21 protein-coding genes are annotated in these 15,476 nt (G+C 37.5%); 12 read left to right on the top strand and 9 right to left on the bottom strand.

Annotated elements, in window-relative coordinates; genetic code table 11:
• Positions 1–25 precede the first annotated feature (25 nt).
• The 5 genes from NZ923_08695 to NZ923_08675 are packed head-to-tail and all read right to left on the bottom strand — an operon-like array spanning position 26 to position 3,567.
• Positions 26–751, bottom strand: coding sequence for a succinate dehydrogenase iron-sulfur subunit (locus NZ923_08695; protein ID MCS7230095.1), 726 nt, complete (start codon positions 749–751; stop codon positions 26–28).
• A gap of 20 nt (positions 752–771) precedes the next feature.
• Positions 772–2,529 carry a succinate dehydrogenase flavoprotein subunit gene (gene sdhA / locus NZ923_08690; protein ID MCS7230094.1) on the bottom strand — a complete coding sequence of 586 codons (1,758 nt, stop codon included), beginning with the start codon at positions 2,527–2,529 and terminating at the stop codon, positions 772–774.
• Between the two features lie 35 nt (positions 2,530–2,564).
• Positions 2,565–2,918 carry a succinate dehydrogenase, hydrophobic membrane anchor protein gene (gene sdhD, locus NZ923_08685; GenBank protein ID MCS7230093.1) on the bottom strand — a complete coding sequence of 118 codons (354 nt, stop codon included), beginning with the start codon at positions 2,916–2,918 and terminating at the stop codon, positions 2,565–2,567.
• A 28-nt stretch (positions 2,919–2,946) separates the two neighbouring features.
• Positions 2,947–3,360: a succinate dehydrogenase, cytochrome b556 subunit gene (gene sdhC, locus NZ923_08680; GenBank protein ID MCS7230092.1), complete on the bottom strand. Its 414-nt coding sequence runs from the start codon at positions 3,358–3,360 to the stop codon at positions 2,947–2,949.
• Between the two features lie 27 nt (positions 3,361–3,387).
• Positions 3,388–3,567, bottom strand: a complete 180-nt coding sequence (locus tag NZ923_08675; GenBank protein ID MCS7230091.1) for a hypothetical protein — start codon at positions 3,565–3,567, stop codon at positions 3,388–3,390.
• Between the two features lie 125 nt (positions 3,568–3,692).
• On the opposite strand from NZ923_08675, the gene NZ923_08670 reads away from it, so the two are divergent.
• Positions 3,693–4,658, top strand: a complete 966-nt coding sequence (locus NZ923_08670; GenBank protein ID MCS7230090.1) for a glycosyltransferase family 2 protein — start codon at positions 3,693–3,695, stop codon at positions 4,656–4,658.
• 3 nt (positions 4,659–4,661) lie between these two features.
• Entirely contained in the window at positions 4,662–5,792 is a 1,131-nt protein-coding gene (locus NZ923_08665; GenBank protein MCS7230089.1) for a glycosyltransferase, read from the top strand.
• 54 nt (positions 5,793–5,846) lie between these two features.
• Here the strand turns inward: NZ923_08665 and NZ923_08660 are convergent, their stop codons facing one another.
• Positions 5,847–6,878 (bottom strand): asparaginase, encoded by a 1,032-nt coding sequence (locus tag NZ923_08660; protein ID MCS7230088.1) that lies wholly within the window; start codon positions 6,876–6,878, stop codon positions 5,847–5,849.
• A complete protein-coding gene (locus NZ923_08655; GenBank protein ID MCS7230087.1) occupies positions 6,868–7,410 on the bottom strand; it encodes a YbhB/YbcL family Raf kinase inhibitor-like protein in 543 nt (180 codons plus the stop codon). The genes NZ923_08660 and NZ923_08655 overlap by 11 nt, the downstream gene beginning before the upstream one ends.
• 494 nt (positions 7,411–7,904) lie before the next feature.
• Between NZ923_08655 and NZ923_08650 the strand changes: the two genes are divergently transcribed.
• The 4 genes from NZ923_08650 to NZ923_08635 all read left to right on the top strand — a co-directional run bounded on the left by NZ923_08650 (position 7,905) and on the right by NZ923_08635 (position 11,400).
• Entirely contained in the window at positions 7,905–8,708 is an 804-nt protein-coding gene (locus NZ923_08650; GenBank protein ID MCS7230086.1) for a DUF2851 family protein, read from the top strand.
• 121 nt (positions 8,709–8,829) lie between these two features.
• Positions 8,830–9,117, top strand: coding sequence for a septum formation initiator family protein (locus tag NZ923_08645; GenBank protein MCS7230085.1), 288 nt, complete (start codon positions 8,830–8,832; stop codon positions 9,115–9,117).
• A 16-nt stretch (positions 9,118–9,133) separates the two neighbouring features.
• A complete protein-coding gene (locus NZ923_08640; protein MCS7230084.1) occupies positions 9,134–10,447 on the top strand; it encodes a replication-associated recombination protein A in 1,314 nt (437 codons plus the stop codon).
• Positions 10,444–11,400: an ROK family protein gene (locus NZ923_08635; protein ID MCS7230083.1), complete on the top strand. Its 957-nt coding sequence runs from the start codon at positions 10,444–10,446 to the stop codon at positions 11,398–11,400. Before NZ923_08640 ends, NZ923_08635 begins: the two co-directional genes overlap by 4 nt.
• On the opposite strand, the gene NZ923_08630 is transcribed toward NZ923_08635, so the two are convergent.
• Complete coding sequence (locus NZ923_08630) at positions 11,401–11,901, bottom strand: DUF2934 domain-containing protein (GenBank protein MCS7230082.1); 501 nt, start codon at positions 11,899–11,901, stop codon at positions 11,401–11,403.
• A gap of 10 nt (positions 11,902–11,911) precedes the next feature.
• The gene (locus tag NZ923_08625; GenBank protein MCS7230081.1) at positions 11,912–12,958 is read right to left on the bottom strand and encodes a hypothetical protein; all 1,047 of its coding nucleotides are present in this window, start codon (positions 12,956–12,958) and stop codon (positions 11,912–11,914) included.
• 135 nt (positions 12,959–13,093) lie between these two features.
• Here NZ923_08625 and NZ923_08620 point away from each other — a divergent pair, with 135 nt between their 5' ends.
• The 6 genes from NZ923_08620 to yidD all read left to right on the top strand — a co-directional run bounded on the left by NZ923_08620 (position 13,094) and on the right by yidD (position 15,457).
• Complete coding sequence (locus NZ923_08620) at positions 13,094–13,438, top strand: YbaB/EbfC family nucleoid-associated protein (GenBank protein ID MCS7230080.1); 345 nt, start codon at positions 13,094–13,096, stop codon at positions 13,436–13,438.
• A gap of 19 nt (positions 13,439–13,457) precedes the next feature.
• The gene (gene recR / locus NZ923_08615) at positions 13,458–14,057 is read left to right on the top strand and encodes a recombination mediator RecR (GenBank protein MCS7230079.1); all 600 of its coding nucleotides are present in this window, start codon (positions 13,458–13,460) and stop codon (positions 14,055–14,057) included.
• On the top strand, positions 14,058–14,582 hold the full coding sequence (locus NZ923_08610) for an NTPase (GenBank protein ID MCS7230078.1): 525 nt from the start codon (positions 14,058–14,060) through the stop codon (positions 14,580–14,582).
• Positions 14,583–14,705: 123 nt separating this feature from the next.
• Positions 14,706–14,852 (top strand): 50S ribosomal protein L34, encoded by a 147-nt coding sequence (rpmH, locus tag NZ923_08605; GenBank protein MCS7230077.1) that lies wholly within the window; start codon positions 14,706–14,708, stop codon positions 14,850–14,852.
• Entirely contained in the window at positions 14,842–15,243 is a 402-nt protein-coding gene (locus NZ923_08600) for a ribonuclease P protein component (GenBank protein MCS7230076.1), read from the top strand. The genes rpmH and NZ923_08600 overlap by 11 nt, the downstream gene beginning before the upstream one ends.
• Positions 15,233–15,457 carry a membrane protein insertion efficiency factor YidD gene (yidD, locus tag NZ923_08595; protein MCS7230075.1) on the top strand — a complete coding sequence of 75 codons (225 nt, stop codon included), beginning with the start codon at positions 15,233–15,235 and terminating at the stop codon, positions 15,455–15,457. The genes NZ923_08600 and yidD overlap by 11 nt, the downstream gene beginning before the upstream one ends.
• Positions 15,458–15,476 lie beyond the last annotated feature (19 nt).

The following is a 15,476-nucleotide window of genomic DNA, read 5'->3' as shown; positions in this document are numbered from 1 at the left end:
GCGGTTGAGACCGCCCCCAAGAATTTCAAATTTCCCTTTCCACAAGCTTTTTCTTAAGTTGAGAAATGTGCCAAGTGATGTTAATCTCTTTTGGACATGCTTGAACGCAATGAAAGATAGTATGACAGCGCCATATGCCATCAGGAGTGTCAATTATGTCAAGTCGTTCATCAGTTGCTTCATCTCTTGTATCAAAGATAAATCTATATGCTTTCAGGAGCGCAGCAGGTCCAAGATAATTATCGTTTGACCAAGTTGACGGACAGCTTGTAGTGCAACAAGCGCAAAGAATACATTTTGATGCTTCCATAAGAAGCTCAGCATCTTCAGGCCTTTGCAATCGCTCTCTTTCAGGTGGAGGAGTTTTGGTAATAAGATACGGTTTAACAGCTTCGTATTTTTTCCAGAAATCTGTAAAATCAGTAACGAGATCCTTTATAATTGGCATTCCTGGCAATGGTTCAACGACTATCGGCTTTTTATAAGTTTTATCCTTGTCTGAATAACCAAGGTCTTGTAAAAGAATTGAACAAGCAAGCATATTTTTCCCGTTTATCCTCATCCCATCTGAACCACAAATCCCATGAAGACAAGAGCGACGAAATGTCAAAGTTCCATCAATTTCATTTTTTATGTAGTGGAGGACATCAACGACGCGATCTTTGGGATCCGCTTCAACTTCATAATCTTTGTAATAAGGTTTTTCGTCCGTTTCAGGATTAAATCTGAAAATTCTGAAGGTTACCTTCATTTTTAAACCTCGTTATGATTTTAATATTTTCTCTCCATAGGTGGAATTTTCGTTATTACGACGGGCTTGTATTTTATAATTGGCTCTTTTTCGCCATTTTTGTAAATAAGCGTATGCTTTAACCAGTTCTGGTCATCGCGATTTGGATAATCTTCGCGGTAGTGTGCACCTCTGCTTTCGGTTCTGTTCAAGGCGCTGTAAGCGATTGTCTCAGCTGTATCAAGCAAATTGCCAAGTTCAATTGCTTCAATTAAATCAGTGTTAAATTTTTTACCCTTGTCATCAATTCTAATTTCGTTGTATCGTTCCTTTAACTCTTTTATTTTCTCAATTGCTTCTTTTATGCTTTCGCCTGTTCTAAAGACGGAGACCTTATCCATCATCACATCTTGAAGTTCCTTTCTTATCCTTGAAACGCGCTCCTTTCCGTTGCTGTTCAAGATCTTTTCAACTGTTTTCTTTGTCCATTCATCTGCATCTTTTGGAAGTGGAGGGAAATCGCGTTCTTTGATATATTCTGCCATCTTCTTTCCACCACGACGCCCAAAGACAATTATATCAAGAAGCGAATTCGTCCCGAGACGATTTGCACCATGAACCGAAACGCAAGCAACCTCACCAGCTGCATAAAATCCTTCAATTTTGGTTCCTTTATCGTCAATTACAACTTCGGCATCAACATTCGTTGGTATCCCACCCATCGCATAGTGCGTCGTTGGCTGAACTGGGATTGGCTCTCTCAACGGATCAACACCGAGATAAATCCTAGCAAATCCTGTTATCTCTGGGATCTTTTTGTTTATAACTTCAGCCCCAAGATGTGTCAAGTCAAGCAAAAGATAGTAAGTTCCATCTGGTCCTTGAATTCCTCTACCTTCACGAATTTCCGTATACATTGCTCTTGAGACCACATCGCGCGGGGCAAGGTCTTTAATCGTTGGGGCGTATCTTTCCATAAATCTTTCGCCATCTTTATTCCTCAATATCCCACCTTCACCTCTCGCAGCTTCGGAAACAAGTATGCCAAGACGCCACAATCCCGTCGGATGAAACTGGACAAACTCCATATCTTCAAGCGGAATTCCCCTACGATATGCAATAGCAAAACCATCACCAGTGCCTACAACTGCATTTGAAGTTATCCTATAAACCCTGCCATATCCACCAGTTGCAAACATCACCGCCTTTGCGTGGAAAATGTGAATTTCGCCAGTTGGAATTTCAATTGCGACGACACCACGAACTATATTATCTTGAACGATCAGATCAGTTACAAAAAACTCTGGGAAAAACTGAACACCACGCTTTACGCAATTTTCATAAAGTGTCTGAAGCATCACATGACCAGTTCTATCTGCTGAGAAACACGCCCTTTTAACAGGAACCCTTTCACCAAATGGATTATTTGGATCTTTCGGCTTTGTATGTCCTCCAAAAGGTCTTTGTGCTATTAACCCTTTCTCATTTCTTGAAAATGGCATTCCCATATGTTCAAGCTCAATTATCGCACGAATTGCATCATAACACATTATTTCAATCGCATCTTGATCCCCCAAAAAATCGCTTCCTTTTACGGTATCAAAAAAGTGATATTCCCAAGAATCTTCTTCTTCATTTCCAAGTGCTGCGCAAACGCCACCTTGAGCTGTCCCCGTGTGTGATCTTGTCGGATAAACTTTTGTTAAGACGGCACAGGAATAACCTTCTGGAATTTCAAGAGCTGCGCGAAGCCCAGCGCCTCCTGCACCTACTATTACTGCATCAAATTGATGAATCATTTTTGAACCTCTTGAAATTTTGTTTTAGATGTGCTCTAAAATTTCAAAGCAGTGGTTACACCAAGAACCCAAAAAGCAATTCCCGATACGATAATTATTCCGTAAAGAGTTACTGCAACCCAATGCTTCATTTTAAAATCTCTCAAAATTGACCACACGCCATTTAATCCATGCCACAAACCTAAAGTTACAAAAGTAAGATAAAATACTTTCCAATATATATTAGAAAGCCTTGCGACAGACTGATCATACGAATGCCCTACTTCCGGAGTATAATGCATCAAGACATAATGCCCTACCATCGCGAAAATTAGAAATACACCTGTTATCCTCTGAAGAAGCCACCCGATTGAACCACTTTTTCTTGAACCGTAATACCTAAAGGACATTTGAAAACCTCCTGATTTGTTTTAGCTTTTAAATTAAGCCAGCAAAGAGCTGATTAATTTCTTGACTGAATATGAAATAACCCATCACAAGAAATGCAATTATCCCAATTGCTGTAAGGTAAGCGAACGCCTTTTTATGATAATACGCTCCTTTCCCGAAATCAACAAGAACAATCCTGATCCCATTCAAAGTGTGAGCAAGAACGAACGCAAACAGCACCCACTCAAGGAATTTGAAAACTGGTTTTTTAAACAAAGCCATCTCCGCATCAAAAGCTTCTTTTCCCTTCGCAAGAGCTGAAAGAGCGTAGATATGAACATAAAGATAAGCTGTTAAGGCAATTCCAGAGATTCGGTGAATTATCCAAGCCCATCCCCCAGCTTCTTTCTTGTAGGAGGCTACAAGTTTGAAGTATCCTTCATTTGTTTTCTTAAGCTTCATAAGAACGCTCCTTATATTTTAGTTTGCTCAAAAATTAAAAAAAACGAAAAAGAATATCAACTTAAACTCTTTGCTTCGTTCATCCATAGCTAAAAAACATCTTTCACTTGCAAAAGGTATTCCATTAAACATCTTAAATTTCCCATCTTTCACCGAGCTTCCGCATCTGAAACTTACTTCTACGCCCACTTGACAAACCCGAAGCATCGCTCTGCGCACATACCTCAAATTGGATTCTTTTAGGATTTTGAGAAAGCGATATTACATTTTTGAAAAATTTCTTTTTAAATTATTTTCGCAGGTGCAAATTTTAAATTAACATCAAATCAAAAATGTCGGCAAAACAAGGCAAAAAAGCGCAGACCAACCCCGATATCTCAATCGTGATACCACTTTACAACGAAGCTGAATCACTTCCCGAACTTTACGCTCAAATCAAGGAAGTCGTAAAAAGAAACCGATATAAATATGAGATAATTTTCGTTGACGACGGCTCAACTGATGGCTCACTTGATGTTTTAAAAAAACTGCGCCAAAATGATAAAAATGTGAAAATAATAAGTTTTAGAAGAAACTACGGCAAATCCGCTGCTTTAGCAGTTGGATTTGAACACGCAAAAGGTGATGTCGTTATTACGATGGACGCTGACCTTCAAGATGATCCTCATGAAATTCCCAACCTTTTGAAAAAACTTGATGAAGGCTTTGATCTCGTCTCCGGATGGAAAAAGAAAAGATATGATCCAATAACAAAAACGATCCCATCAAGATTTTTTAACTTCGTGGTCTCAACCTTAACTGGAATTAAAATTCATGACTTCAACTGCGGTTTAAAAGCGTATAAGAAGACAGTGACACAAAACATAAAAGTTTACGGCGAACTTCACAGATATTTACCTGTCCTTGCACATTGGGCAGGATATAGAATTGGAGAAATAGTTGTTCAACATCACCCAAGAAAATACGGCAAAACCAAATTCGGCGTAAGCAGATTTATAAAAGGATTTCTTGACCTTCTAACGGTGATGTTCACGACAAGATATTTTATGCGCCCACTTCATCTTTTTGGAACTGTTGGACTTGTCATCTTCCTTCTCGGTTTCGGCATCACATTTTATCTTTCGCTATTAAAAATAATTGAAAACATCTCCCTCAGCAATAGACCTTTGTTTATTCTCGGCGTTATGCTCACCATCGTTGGGATACAATTTATCTCAATCGGTTTGCTTGGCGAAATGATAACGAAGGCATATCAACATCTTGAAACATATTCAATCAAGGAAACACATCTTGACTAATCAATGAAGATAATCATCGTCGGACCTGCCTATCCATATCGTGGTGGAATTGCGCACTTCACTGGATTACTTTACAAGAATCTCGTGATGAAAAATAACGAGGTAAAAATTTTCAACTTCAAACGATTATATCCGAAATTTCTCTTCCCTGGGAAAACGCAATTTGAGAGCTCAACCACAACAGAGAAAATTGAAAGCGAGCGAATAATTGATTCAATTAATCCATTAAATTGGATCTTCACCGCTATAAAAATCGTTAAACAAAAACCAGAGATTGTGATCTTCAAATACTGGCTTCCGTTTTTTGCTCCCTGCTACGGAGTTATATCAGCGATCCTAAAAATTTTCTCAAGCTCAGAAATAGTTTTCATTTGCCACAACATCACCCCGCATGAAAAATTCCCTTTTGGAAACCTGCTGACGAAGTTCGCTTTTTTATTCGCCGATCGCTTCATCGTACAATCAGATGCAGTTGAGAAGGATCTACTTAAGCTAAAACCATCAGCAAATTACAAAAAAGTTTTTCACCCGATTTACGAAATTTTTGGCGAAGCGATTGATAAAGATGAAGCGAGAAAGATTCTTGGCATCAGACCGAATGAAAAAGTTCTCCTGTTCTTTGGCTACATAAGACCCTACAAAGGGCTTGACATACTTTTAAAATCTGTAAAATTTATCGTGAGCAAATTTCAAGTTAAGGTTTTCGTTGTCGGTGAGTTTTACGAAAATCCGGAAAAGTATTTCAAATTAGTTGAAGAGGAAGGAATTGGTGATTTTGTTGTTTTCGTAAATGAATATGTCCCAAACGATGATGTGAAAATCTATTTTTCCGCTTGCGATCTTGTCGTTTTGCCGTATCTTTCTGCAACTCAAAGCGGCATTGTCCAAATTGCCTATAACTTCAACAAACCTGTCGTTGCGACAAATGTTGGTGGGCTCCCGGAAGTTGTGTATGATGGTTTAACAGGTTTCATCGTTGACCCATCACCTGAAAAAATAGCTGAAGCAGTTGTTAAGTTCTTTAATGAAAATCTTGGTGAATTCTTCTCAAAAAACATTGAAGCAGAAAAGAAGAGATTTTCTTGGGAAAACTTTGTTAATGCTCTTCTCGCTTCACGAACCCACCCTTCATAGTGCCTGAAGATTTTTCGCTTAATGGCTTTGCTTTATCTTGCCACACATCTTAAATTAATCTTCGCTTATCTCACCAGCGATTGGCTCATAAAACTTCTCAATGACCTTTTCAACATCGTTTCCATATTTTCCAAACAGAAACATCAACTTAACAATTGCTGATTCAGTTGTCATATCCTTACAGCTTAATGCACCAACATCAAGAGCATCTTTACCACATTGATAAAGTGAAAGATCTACCTTGCCATAAACAGCTTGCGTTGAAATTGCGACAACTTTCCCCATCTCAATTGCATTTTTAACGAACGGGATCAAAGAACGCTCTTCTATATTTGGCAAATTACCAGAGCCAAACGCTTCAATCACAAAACCTTGAACATCAAGCTCAAGTAGAGACATAAGATAATCAACTCTCAAGCCGGGGAAAATTTTAATACAAAAAACCCTATCCGAAAAATTTTTTGAAACGACGAGTGATTTCTCATCCCGTTTTAGAAAATTTTCTTCATTGATCTCAATCCCCACACCAACCTCAGCAAGTGGTGGATAATTCGGAGAGTCAAACGCATCAAATCCCCAAATGTTAAGCTTTTTCGTCCGATTTCCACGAAACAGCTTGTTGTTAAAAAATATACAAACTTCGGGGATCTGATATGTCGCAAGCTCAACGGCGTTTATCAGATTATTTCTCGCATCAGTTCTTATCTCCGAAAGTGGACGCTGTGAACCAGTGAGGATCACTGGCTTTGAAAGACCACCAAGCATAAATGAGAGAGCGGAAGCAGTGTAAACCATGGTATCAGTCCCATGCGTTATCACAAACCCATCAAAAGATTCATAGTTTTCAACGATCACATCAACAATTTTTATCCAATGTTCAATACCGATGTTTGAAGAATCAATGTTTGCGACGATCCTTGACTCAATTTCTGCGATTTTTCTGATCTCGGGGACAAATTCAACTATTCTCTGAATAAAAGAGCTTGGGGCAAGTGTTCCACCTTTAAATCCCATTCCGAAAGTTCCGCCGGTGTGAATAAGCAGAATTCGTTTCATAAGTTTCTCATTTTCAGATTCAACGCCCATAAAAACCAACGATTTTTGCTTCGCCGAGTATATGACCTTTTGCTTTTGCTTGGACTTGGTCAGCGGTTGCTCCTGCATTTAATCCAAGCGTCTCAACATCAAGCGCATAAAGTTTAAAGATATACCGATGCGGTTTATGACCTCTCGGTGGGCAAGGTCCGCCATACCCGATCCTTCCAAAATCATTCAGGCCTTGTTTAATCTTATCATCTACAACTCCAACTTTTTTAATATTTTCAGAAAGTTTCGTCACATTTGCTGGGATGTCGTAGATAACCCAATGAATGAATGTCCCACCTGGAGCGTCAGGATCTTCACAGATCAAAGCAAAACTTTTCGTCCCCGCTGGAACATTTTCCCATGTCAATTCAGGAGAATAATCTTGACCATCGCAGGTAAATTTTTTGGGAATTGTCTCGCCGTCTTTAAAAGCGGTTGCTTTAATTGTAAACATTCTTTTAACCCCTCCTTTTTGAGCGTTGATTTGAGTTGCAAGAAGCGAAAGTAATAGCAAATAAATTAAGATCCGCATTTTCAAAAACCTTTGTGTTTTTCTGCCCTTAAACTAAAAAAACTTAAGCATTTAATCAAGAAAACATCTATCAGTCCCGCGTCTTTTCGCAAGCAACAAAATTTCAATGATCTCCCCAAAGATTCAGATTAAAAACTTTTTATGCTTTTCCTAAAGTAAACCCCTTGACTTTTGCTTTGTTGATAATTAAATTATGGAAGGATGAAGAAATGAAAAAAATTAATAGGCAGGTTTAACGCATAACATTCAATATAATCGCGTTATAAAATTTTTAGACCGTAAAGCGCTTGATGATATTGTCTTTGACGTCCTTGGCTTAACCGAAGAAGAACGCAAAGAGGTTTATTGGGCAGTCGCAGAACTTGTGAAAAATAGACTTGAAAAAGCAAAAAGCGTGTGAAAAATAAGAAATAGAAGAAACCTAAAAAATTCGGGATTTTTGTCCTCTTTTTAAAGTATTTAAAAATCAACTTGATATTTTAAGTCATAACCTCATGACCGATTGGAACTTCGCTCATCGTCTTGCTAATCTTGACAACCATGGCAATGAAAAAATGGATCTAAATCATCTCGGTGAACAATGGCTTTATGTTAAAATTCAACGCATGCGAAATCTTCTGAAAATTGCCGAACCAGATGAAGCTCTTTATCGCGAGATCATGCTTTCGCTCGGCTATCCGAAAAATAAAATTCAATTTTTAGAACTCGCACTGCTTCTCCCTTTCAGAGTGATAAAAGATCTAAAAGAAGAAGAAAAAATAAAAACCGCTTTGCTTTATAGAGCTGGATTCAGCGATGTGAAAAAAGGACTGCCCGAGGATTTTGATTTCTCCCTGAGAATGGATAAATCCGTCTGGGAATTTAAAAAAATACGCCCCGCAAATTTTCCAAATAAAAGAATAATAAAAATTTCCCAATTCCTCTCGGAGATGACATCAACAGGTTTAGTTAAGTTTTTCGTTGAAAAAATCAAAAAAGAAATGAAAAATCTGAAAAACCCTAAAGAAGCGAAGGAATGTGTAATCAGGATAATGGACATAAAAGGCATCGGCATTGACAGAAAAAGAGAAATGTTTTTCAACATCATTATGCCATTTACTATGGCATATCTTGAAAATAAAGAACCTGAAACTATTGAATTTTTAAATAGAATTTTTGAACTTCACCCACCGCTTTCGGAAAACACCACAACGAGAAAATTTAAAAAATTGGTCGGCGAAAAAACTTACCTTAAAATCAATTCCTCCGCAAAAACTTACTTCGGCATTCATCACTATATCAAAAACACCCAAAATTAATCGTTTGTAAAACTTGCACCTTCCAATCATCTCGTAAAATTTCAAAATCTTCACACAAACAAATTTGCTACTTCTTGCGCTCTTTTTTATATTTTAGCAGTTAAATTTAAAGCAATCTCAAATGAGAAAATTTTTATCAAACCCTGTGAATTTAATTTTCATTAGCATCGTAATTGCACTTTTATTTTATCTCGTCTTCGCTGAAAAGGGACTTATAAAGCGTGTGAAACTTGAAATTGAGCTGAAAAAACTCAAAAAAGAAATTGAGAAAATTGAAAACGAAAACGCATCATTGAGGGAAAAAATTCACAAACTTGAGACAGATCCGAAGGAAATTGAAAGAATCGCTCGTGAAAAATACGGCATGGCAAAAGAAGGCGAGGAAGTTTTCATAATAAAAGAAAAATAACCCAAACACATAAAAAATGAATGATGAAAAAATCCTCCCACCACTTGCGGACAGAATAAGACCAACGAGGATTGAAGAATTCGTCGGCCAAAGACATATCATCGGCGAGGGGAAACCTTTACGAGTTATGATTGAAACTGGTGAGATTCAATCTATGATCCTTTGGGGTCCTCCGGGCTCTGGCAAAACAACTCTTGCGAGAATCATCGCTGAAAAAGTTAATGCTGAATTTTTTCAGATAAACGCCGTTTTATCAGGAACAAAAGAATTAAAAGAAATAATTGACAAAGCTGAAAAAAATCTGAAATATTACGGAAAGAGGACAATTCTTTTTATTGACGAGATCCATAGGTTCAACAAGGCACAACAAAGCGTTCTATTAAACAGCGTTGAGGAAGGTGTAATAATACTCATCGGAGCGACAACCGAAAATCCATCTTTTGAAATAATATCGCCTCTTCTATCAAGATGTCAAGTTTTCGTCCTTGAACCACTCGGTGTAAATGAGCTCAACGCAATCCTTGAACGAGCATTAATGAAAGATGAGGTCCTATCAAAATTTAAAATCAAAATTGAGGACAAGGATCTTTTGTTTCTTTATTCTGGAGGAGATGCTCGTGTGATGTTGAACGCACTTGAGATCGCATTAAAACTTGCAAAGCCAAAATCGCAAGATGAAATTTTTTTGACAAAAGAAATTATTTCTGAGGCATTTCAGCGCAGACATTTCAAATACGACAAAGCGGGCGAAGAGCATTACAATTTAATTTCTGCTTTCATTAAAAGTGTTCGTGGTAGTGATCCTGACGCAGCGGTTTATTGGCTTGCGAGGATGTTGATTGCTGGCGAGGACCCGAAATTTATCGCAAGAAGAATGATAATTTTAGCAAGCGAGGACATCGGAAACGCAGAACCTTATGCTTTGACCCTTGCAACAAGTTGTTTCACTGCTGTTGACTATGTTGGAATGCCAGAGGCAAGAATAATTCTTGCGCAAGTTGCAACCTATCTTGCAAGTTGCCCCAAAAGTAATTCTGCTTATCTTGCGATTGAAAAAGCAATTGAAGATGCACAAAAATATCCCGACCTTCCCGTCCCTCTCCACTTACGAAATGCGCCAACCAAGCTAATGGAAGAGCTTGGCTACGGAAAAGATTATAAATACAGCCACGATTTCCCTGAGCATTTCATTGAACAGCAATTTTTGCCTGATGAACTAAAAGATAAAATCTATTACGAACCAACAGAACTCGGCAGAGAAAAAATTTTAAAAGAACGACTTGAAAGTTTATGGCGCAAACGAAAAGAAAATAAAAAAATTAAAAAATGAAAAAACTTGTAATTGGTGTTGACCTCGGCGGAACATTTATCAAAGCTGGAATAGTTGATGAGACCGGAAACATCATCATTGAAGATTCAATCCCAACGGAAGCAGAAAAAGGACCTTCTCATGTAATTGAACAAATTTCAAAAATCGTTTTGAAACTTTCTGAAAACTACGACGATGATCAAATCATAGGTGTTGGGATCGGAGCACCAGGTCAAGTTGATCCACAGGGCGGAGTTAAATATCCACCAAATTTCCCAGGTTGGACGGTCGTCTATCTTGCGAAAGAAGTTGAGAAGAGAACTTCTTTAAGGGCGATCGTTGACAATGACGCAAATGTCGCTGCGATAGGCGAAGCAAAGTTCGGCGCTGGAAAGGAACATCCAAATTTTATAATGGTCACGCTCGGAACTGGAATAGGTGGTGGAATTATAATTGGTAGGAAAATTTATCGCGGTCCAACTGGTGGAGCTGGAGAAATCGGACATGTATCAATCAACTTTGAAGGTCCAAAATGTAATTGCGGAAACTATGGCTGTGTTGAAGCTTATGTCGGACAGAAATATCTATCATCGTGGGTTGCAAAGGAACTTGAAAGAAATCCAAATTCAAAAATAATAGAAATTGTAAACGGAGACCTTTCAAAAATTGAGCCACATATAATTTCTATTGCTGCTGAACAAGGGGATGAATTTGCGATAAATGTATGGAAAAAAGCTGGTTTTTATGTCGGGGTTATGCTTGCTTCTGTGATGAACCTCTTTGATATAAATGTTGCGATCGTCGGCGGTGGGGTTGCTAAAGCTGGAAAAATTTTATTTGACGCAATGAACGAAACTGTTAAGTCAAGAGCATTGAAACCAATCGCAGAAAAAGCGATTGTAATTCCAGCACAACTTGGAAACAAAGCTGGAGTACTTGGCGCAGGAGCTTTGGCTTTTGAAGAGCTCGTGTAATTAAACTTTTATAAAACCATCGCTGAAAATTCTTGACCAATCTTGAACTATTCTTTCGGCTTCTGCCCAGTTCTCAAGATCCTGTGTTCCTATTCCACCTTTCCTTTCCCAGATAAAATATGCAACCTTTGCTATCGTCTCCCTACGCATTTCGTCGTTCGGACGACCGAAAACCTTGACGATATACTTTTTTGATTTATCTGACTTCAAACTAACCTCTTCTATCTCCGTTCCTTTATTAAAACTAATCTCTTCCAATCCGTCAATTTCAAAAACAATTTCACCGATGAATTGATAATTTGTTGTTGCCTTGAACAGGTAAACTTTGTCTTTGCTACCAACTTCCGTCTTACAATGAAACCCAAGGAAATATGCGCCCTCAAGAATTCTTTCCCTTTTTCTTCCACTTGCGGATTCAACAACCATCGGTTTAAATTGATTCTTTCTGGAAAAATCAATCAAAAACTGCTCTACATCTGATTTTTTTATCTTTTTCGCCATCAGCCGAGGCTCAACTTTCTTTTATTAATTCCCACCTTGTTTTACAAGCGAAGATTGAAAACTTATATATTGCAAAATTTTCCGAATCAACGAGCAATTTTAATATGCTTTCTTTAAAATCGGAATTTCTAACTATCTCGTAATATCTTGGCTCACAAACTCTAACATAGCTTTGTCCATTTTCAAAAAAGACATCTTCACCGCAATTCCCCTCGTTTAAAAATTCATCATCTTGCATAACAAGGACATTCAAACTCTCGCCATTGATAGATTCCATAACAGCGCCAACTTTTGTTCCAGCATAAGGTAATATGACTGAGCCAATTTCGCCTGAAACTGGATTATATTTTAGGTAGTATCTTCCGTTATACCAATTACCGTCAAGGTAAAATTTACCATTCACATATATCTTTGGATCTTCGTATTTCACAACTGATTCAGGGGCGAAACCTTCTATATTACCGAGCGCTCCACCAGTGTAACAAGTGTAAATTTCAGGAATAACACGATAGAAAGCTGTTTCGTCAATATCATAACGAGAGCCTATTGGCAAGGGGAAATCGCCATAGTATCCAGCTTTTATCAAAAGCGATTGAATGAAAAACTCAACTTCCCATAAATTTTTAATCCCAAAGTGCGAATAAGAGATCAAACCATCACGATTAACAAGAAATATCAATGGGACATCCGGGTAAAGTCCACGAAGCGACGAATATCTTTTCAAATTTATCCAATCATTATCAATTGCAATTGGGAAATCTATCCCAAGTCGTTTCATCTCCTTTTCAACATTTTCAACTTTGCTTTCAAATGGAAACTTCGGTATATGAACTCCCAAGATGAAAAGCCCTTTATCTCCATATCTTTTCCACCATTCTTCAACATATCTGTGAAGTTCCTTCCATTCACCGCTTGCGTAGTTGAAAAACAGAATTAAAACAACGCTTCCTCTAATTTTTTCAAAAAACACTGGCTCTGAATTGAGCCAATAATTTGCAACTATATCTATCGCCCTATTGTCTTCTTCTGTGATATATTTTCTTTGTTCAGCTCGCATGAATTTTTCCTACTGATTTTTTGCTTATTGTCAATCTAATTAATGGGATTTTAACTTGCAAATTTGGGCTTCGGCTTTTTTGTTTTAGAGCAAAATCTTGTTTAATTTATTTTAAAAATTAAAGTATCAAGTCAAATGAAGCCAGATCTAAAAGCGATCTTCAAACAAATTGAAAAAGTCCAAGAAGAGCTTGAGAAAGTTCAAGCGGAGCTTGAAAACAAGACCGTCACCGAAGAAGTCGGCGGTGGAATGGTAAAGGTAACAGTAAATGGAAAAAAGGAAGTTGTGAAGATTGAAATTGATAAAGAGGTTGTTAATCCAGATGATATAGAAATGCTTGAGGATTTGCTTGTCGCTGCTGTAAACAAAGCACTTCAAAGCGCAGACAAAATGATAAGCGAGGAAATCGCAAAAGCAACTTCCGGATTGATTCCTGGATTGCCTGGATTTTTATTTAATTTTCCTGGCTTCAAGGCGTGAAACAAATTTTTGACGAAAGATGCTTTACACATCCGAAAGCCTTGAAATTTTGATAGAGGAATTGACAAAGTTCCCAGGCATCGGAAGAAAAACGGCACAGCGACTTGCGCTTTATATTTTAAAGCAACCTAAGGAAGAAGTTGAAAAACTCGTCAAAGCAATTATTGATGTCAAAGAAAAAATAAGATATTGCTCCATCTGCTACAATATAACTGAAACTGATCCTTGCCCCATTTGCTCAAGCCCAAAGCGCGATAAAACAACAATATGTGTTGTTGAGGAACCAATGGATGTCTTAGCCATAGAAAAAACCAATGAATATAACGGGCTATATCATGTCCTTGGTGGCGTCCTGAACCCGCTTGAAGGAATTGGTCCAGACGATTTGAAAATAAAGGAACTTATACAAAGAGTTTCATCAGGGGGAATTAATGAGGTTATAATTGCTCTAAATCCAAGCGTTGAAGGAGAAACCACATCAATTTATATCGCAAACCTTATCAAATCATTTGGTGTAAAGGTTACTCGCATCGCAAGAGGTTTGCCTATCGGCACAGCCCTTGAATACGCAGACACAGCGACAATCGTTAGAGCAATTGAAAATAGAACATCAATGTAAGTGAAGAAAAATTTTCTAATCACATCTCCACCAGGAACAGGAAAGACAACAGCTATAAAAAATTTCGTTAACCTCGCAAAGGGAAAATTTAAACTATCTGGCTTCATAACTGAAGAAATTAGAGATAAAACAGGAAAAAGAATCGGATTCAAGATCATCACTCTTGATGGGAAATCAGGGACATTAGCTGATATCAATTTGAAAAACACACCAAGAGTTGGCAAATACGGCGTCAACTTGAAAGATATTGACAACATCGCTGTGCCTTCAATTGATTTGAATTCAGATATAGTTGTGATTGACGAGATCGGGAAAATGGAATGTTTCTCCAAACTTTTCGTTCAAAAAGTTTTTGAAGCGCTTGATTCAGAAAAAATTGTAGTTGGAACTATAAAAGAGAAAGGAGACCAAGTTATAAACACGATAAAATCCAGAGACGATGTTGAGCTGATAAAACTCACATTTGAAAACAGGGATGAAATCCCAAGTTTGATTTTTGAAAAAATATCTGCCGTTTTAAAGTGAAAGTTTTTGTTCTTTCGCTTATTTTTCGTATTTTTGTTCAGATTTGATGGTGGAAATCTAATGTTTTTTAACCTGCTTTATTTTCGGGAAAGTTGAAATCTCCAAAACAAATGAGGATGAAAGGTGAAAAGGACATATCAACCTCATAACACGAAAAGACGCAGAACGCACGGCTTCAGAGCAAGGATGAAGACAAAAAGTGGTAGAAAAATTCTCGCAAGAAGGAGAGCAAAAGGAAGATGGAAATTGACTGTAAGTGATGAACGCTAAAAGATATACGCTACCGAAAAGAGAAATCATCAAGAAGCCCAAAGAGATAACGGAGATACTTAAAAATTCAAACTCAATAGCTGGAAATTTAATTAAAATTTACTTTCGTCTCCTGCCAGCAAGAGACATAACAACAAGAGTAGCATTTGCGGTATCAAAAAGAGTAAAACCGATCGTTCTAAAAAACAGAGCGAAAAGATTATTAAGAGAGGTCTATCGGCTAAATAAACATAAGCTGATAGACCTTCTCTCTTTGAAGAACAAATCCATTGACTTGGTTTTGTTATTTATCGGAGAGAAAGAATTGCTTAAAAAGTTGAAATACTCAGATGTTGAAAGGGATTTTGCACACTCAATGGAAAAAATTTTGCAGATGATAAATGAAGCGTGATATTTTGACGCAATTTGCAATACTGCTTGTCAAAATTTACAAATTTTTTATTTCTCCGATCTTTCCGCCAAGTTGTAGGTTTTATCCATCATGTTCCGAATATTCAATACAAGCGTTTTCAAAATATGGATTTTTCAAAGGTCTTTGGCTTTCAACGAAAAGAATAATAAGGTGCAACCCATTTAATCCAGGTGGAATTGACGAAGTTCCTTAAAATAAAACAAAGGATATCT

Origin of the sequence: Candidatus Kryptonium sp., from assembly GCA_025060635.1 — a bacterium.
GTDB lineage: Bacteria > Bacteroidota > Ignavibacteria > Kryptoniales > Kryptoniaceae > Kryptonium.
The sequence above is the reverse complement of the archived record's forward strand: the minus strand, read 5'-3'. Positions and strand labels throughout refer to the sequence as shown.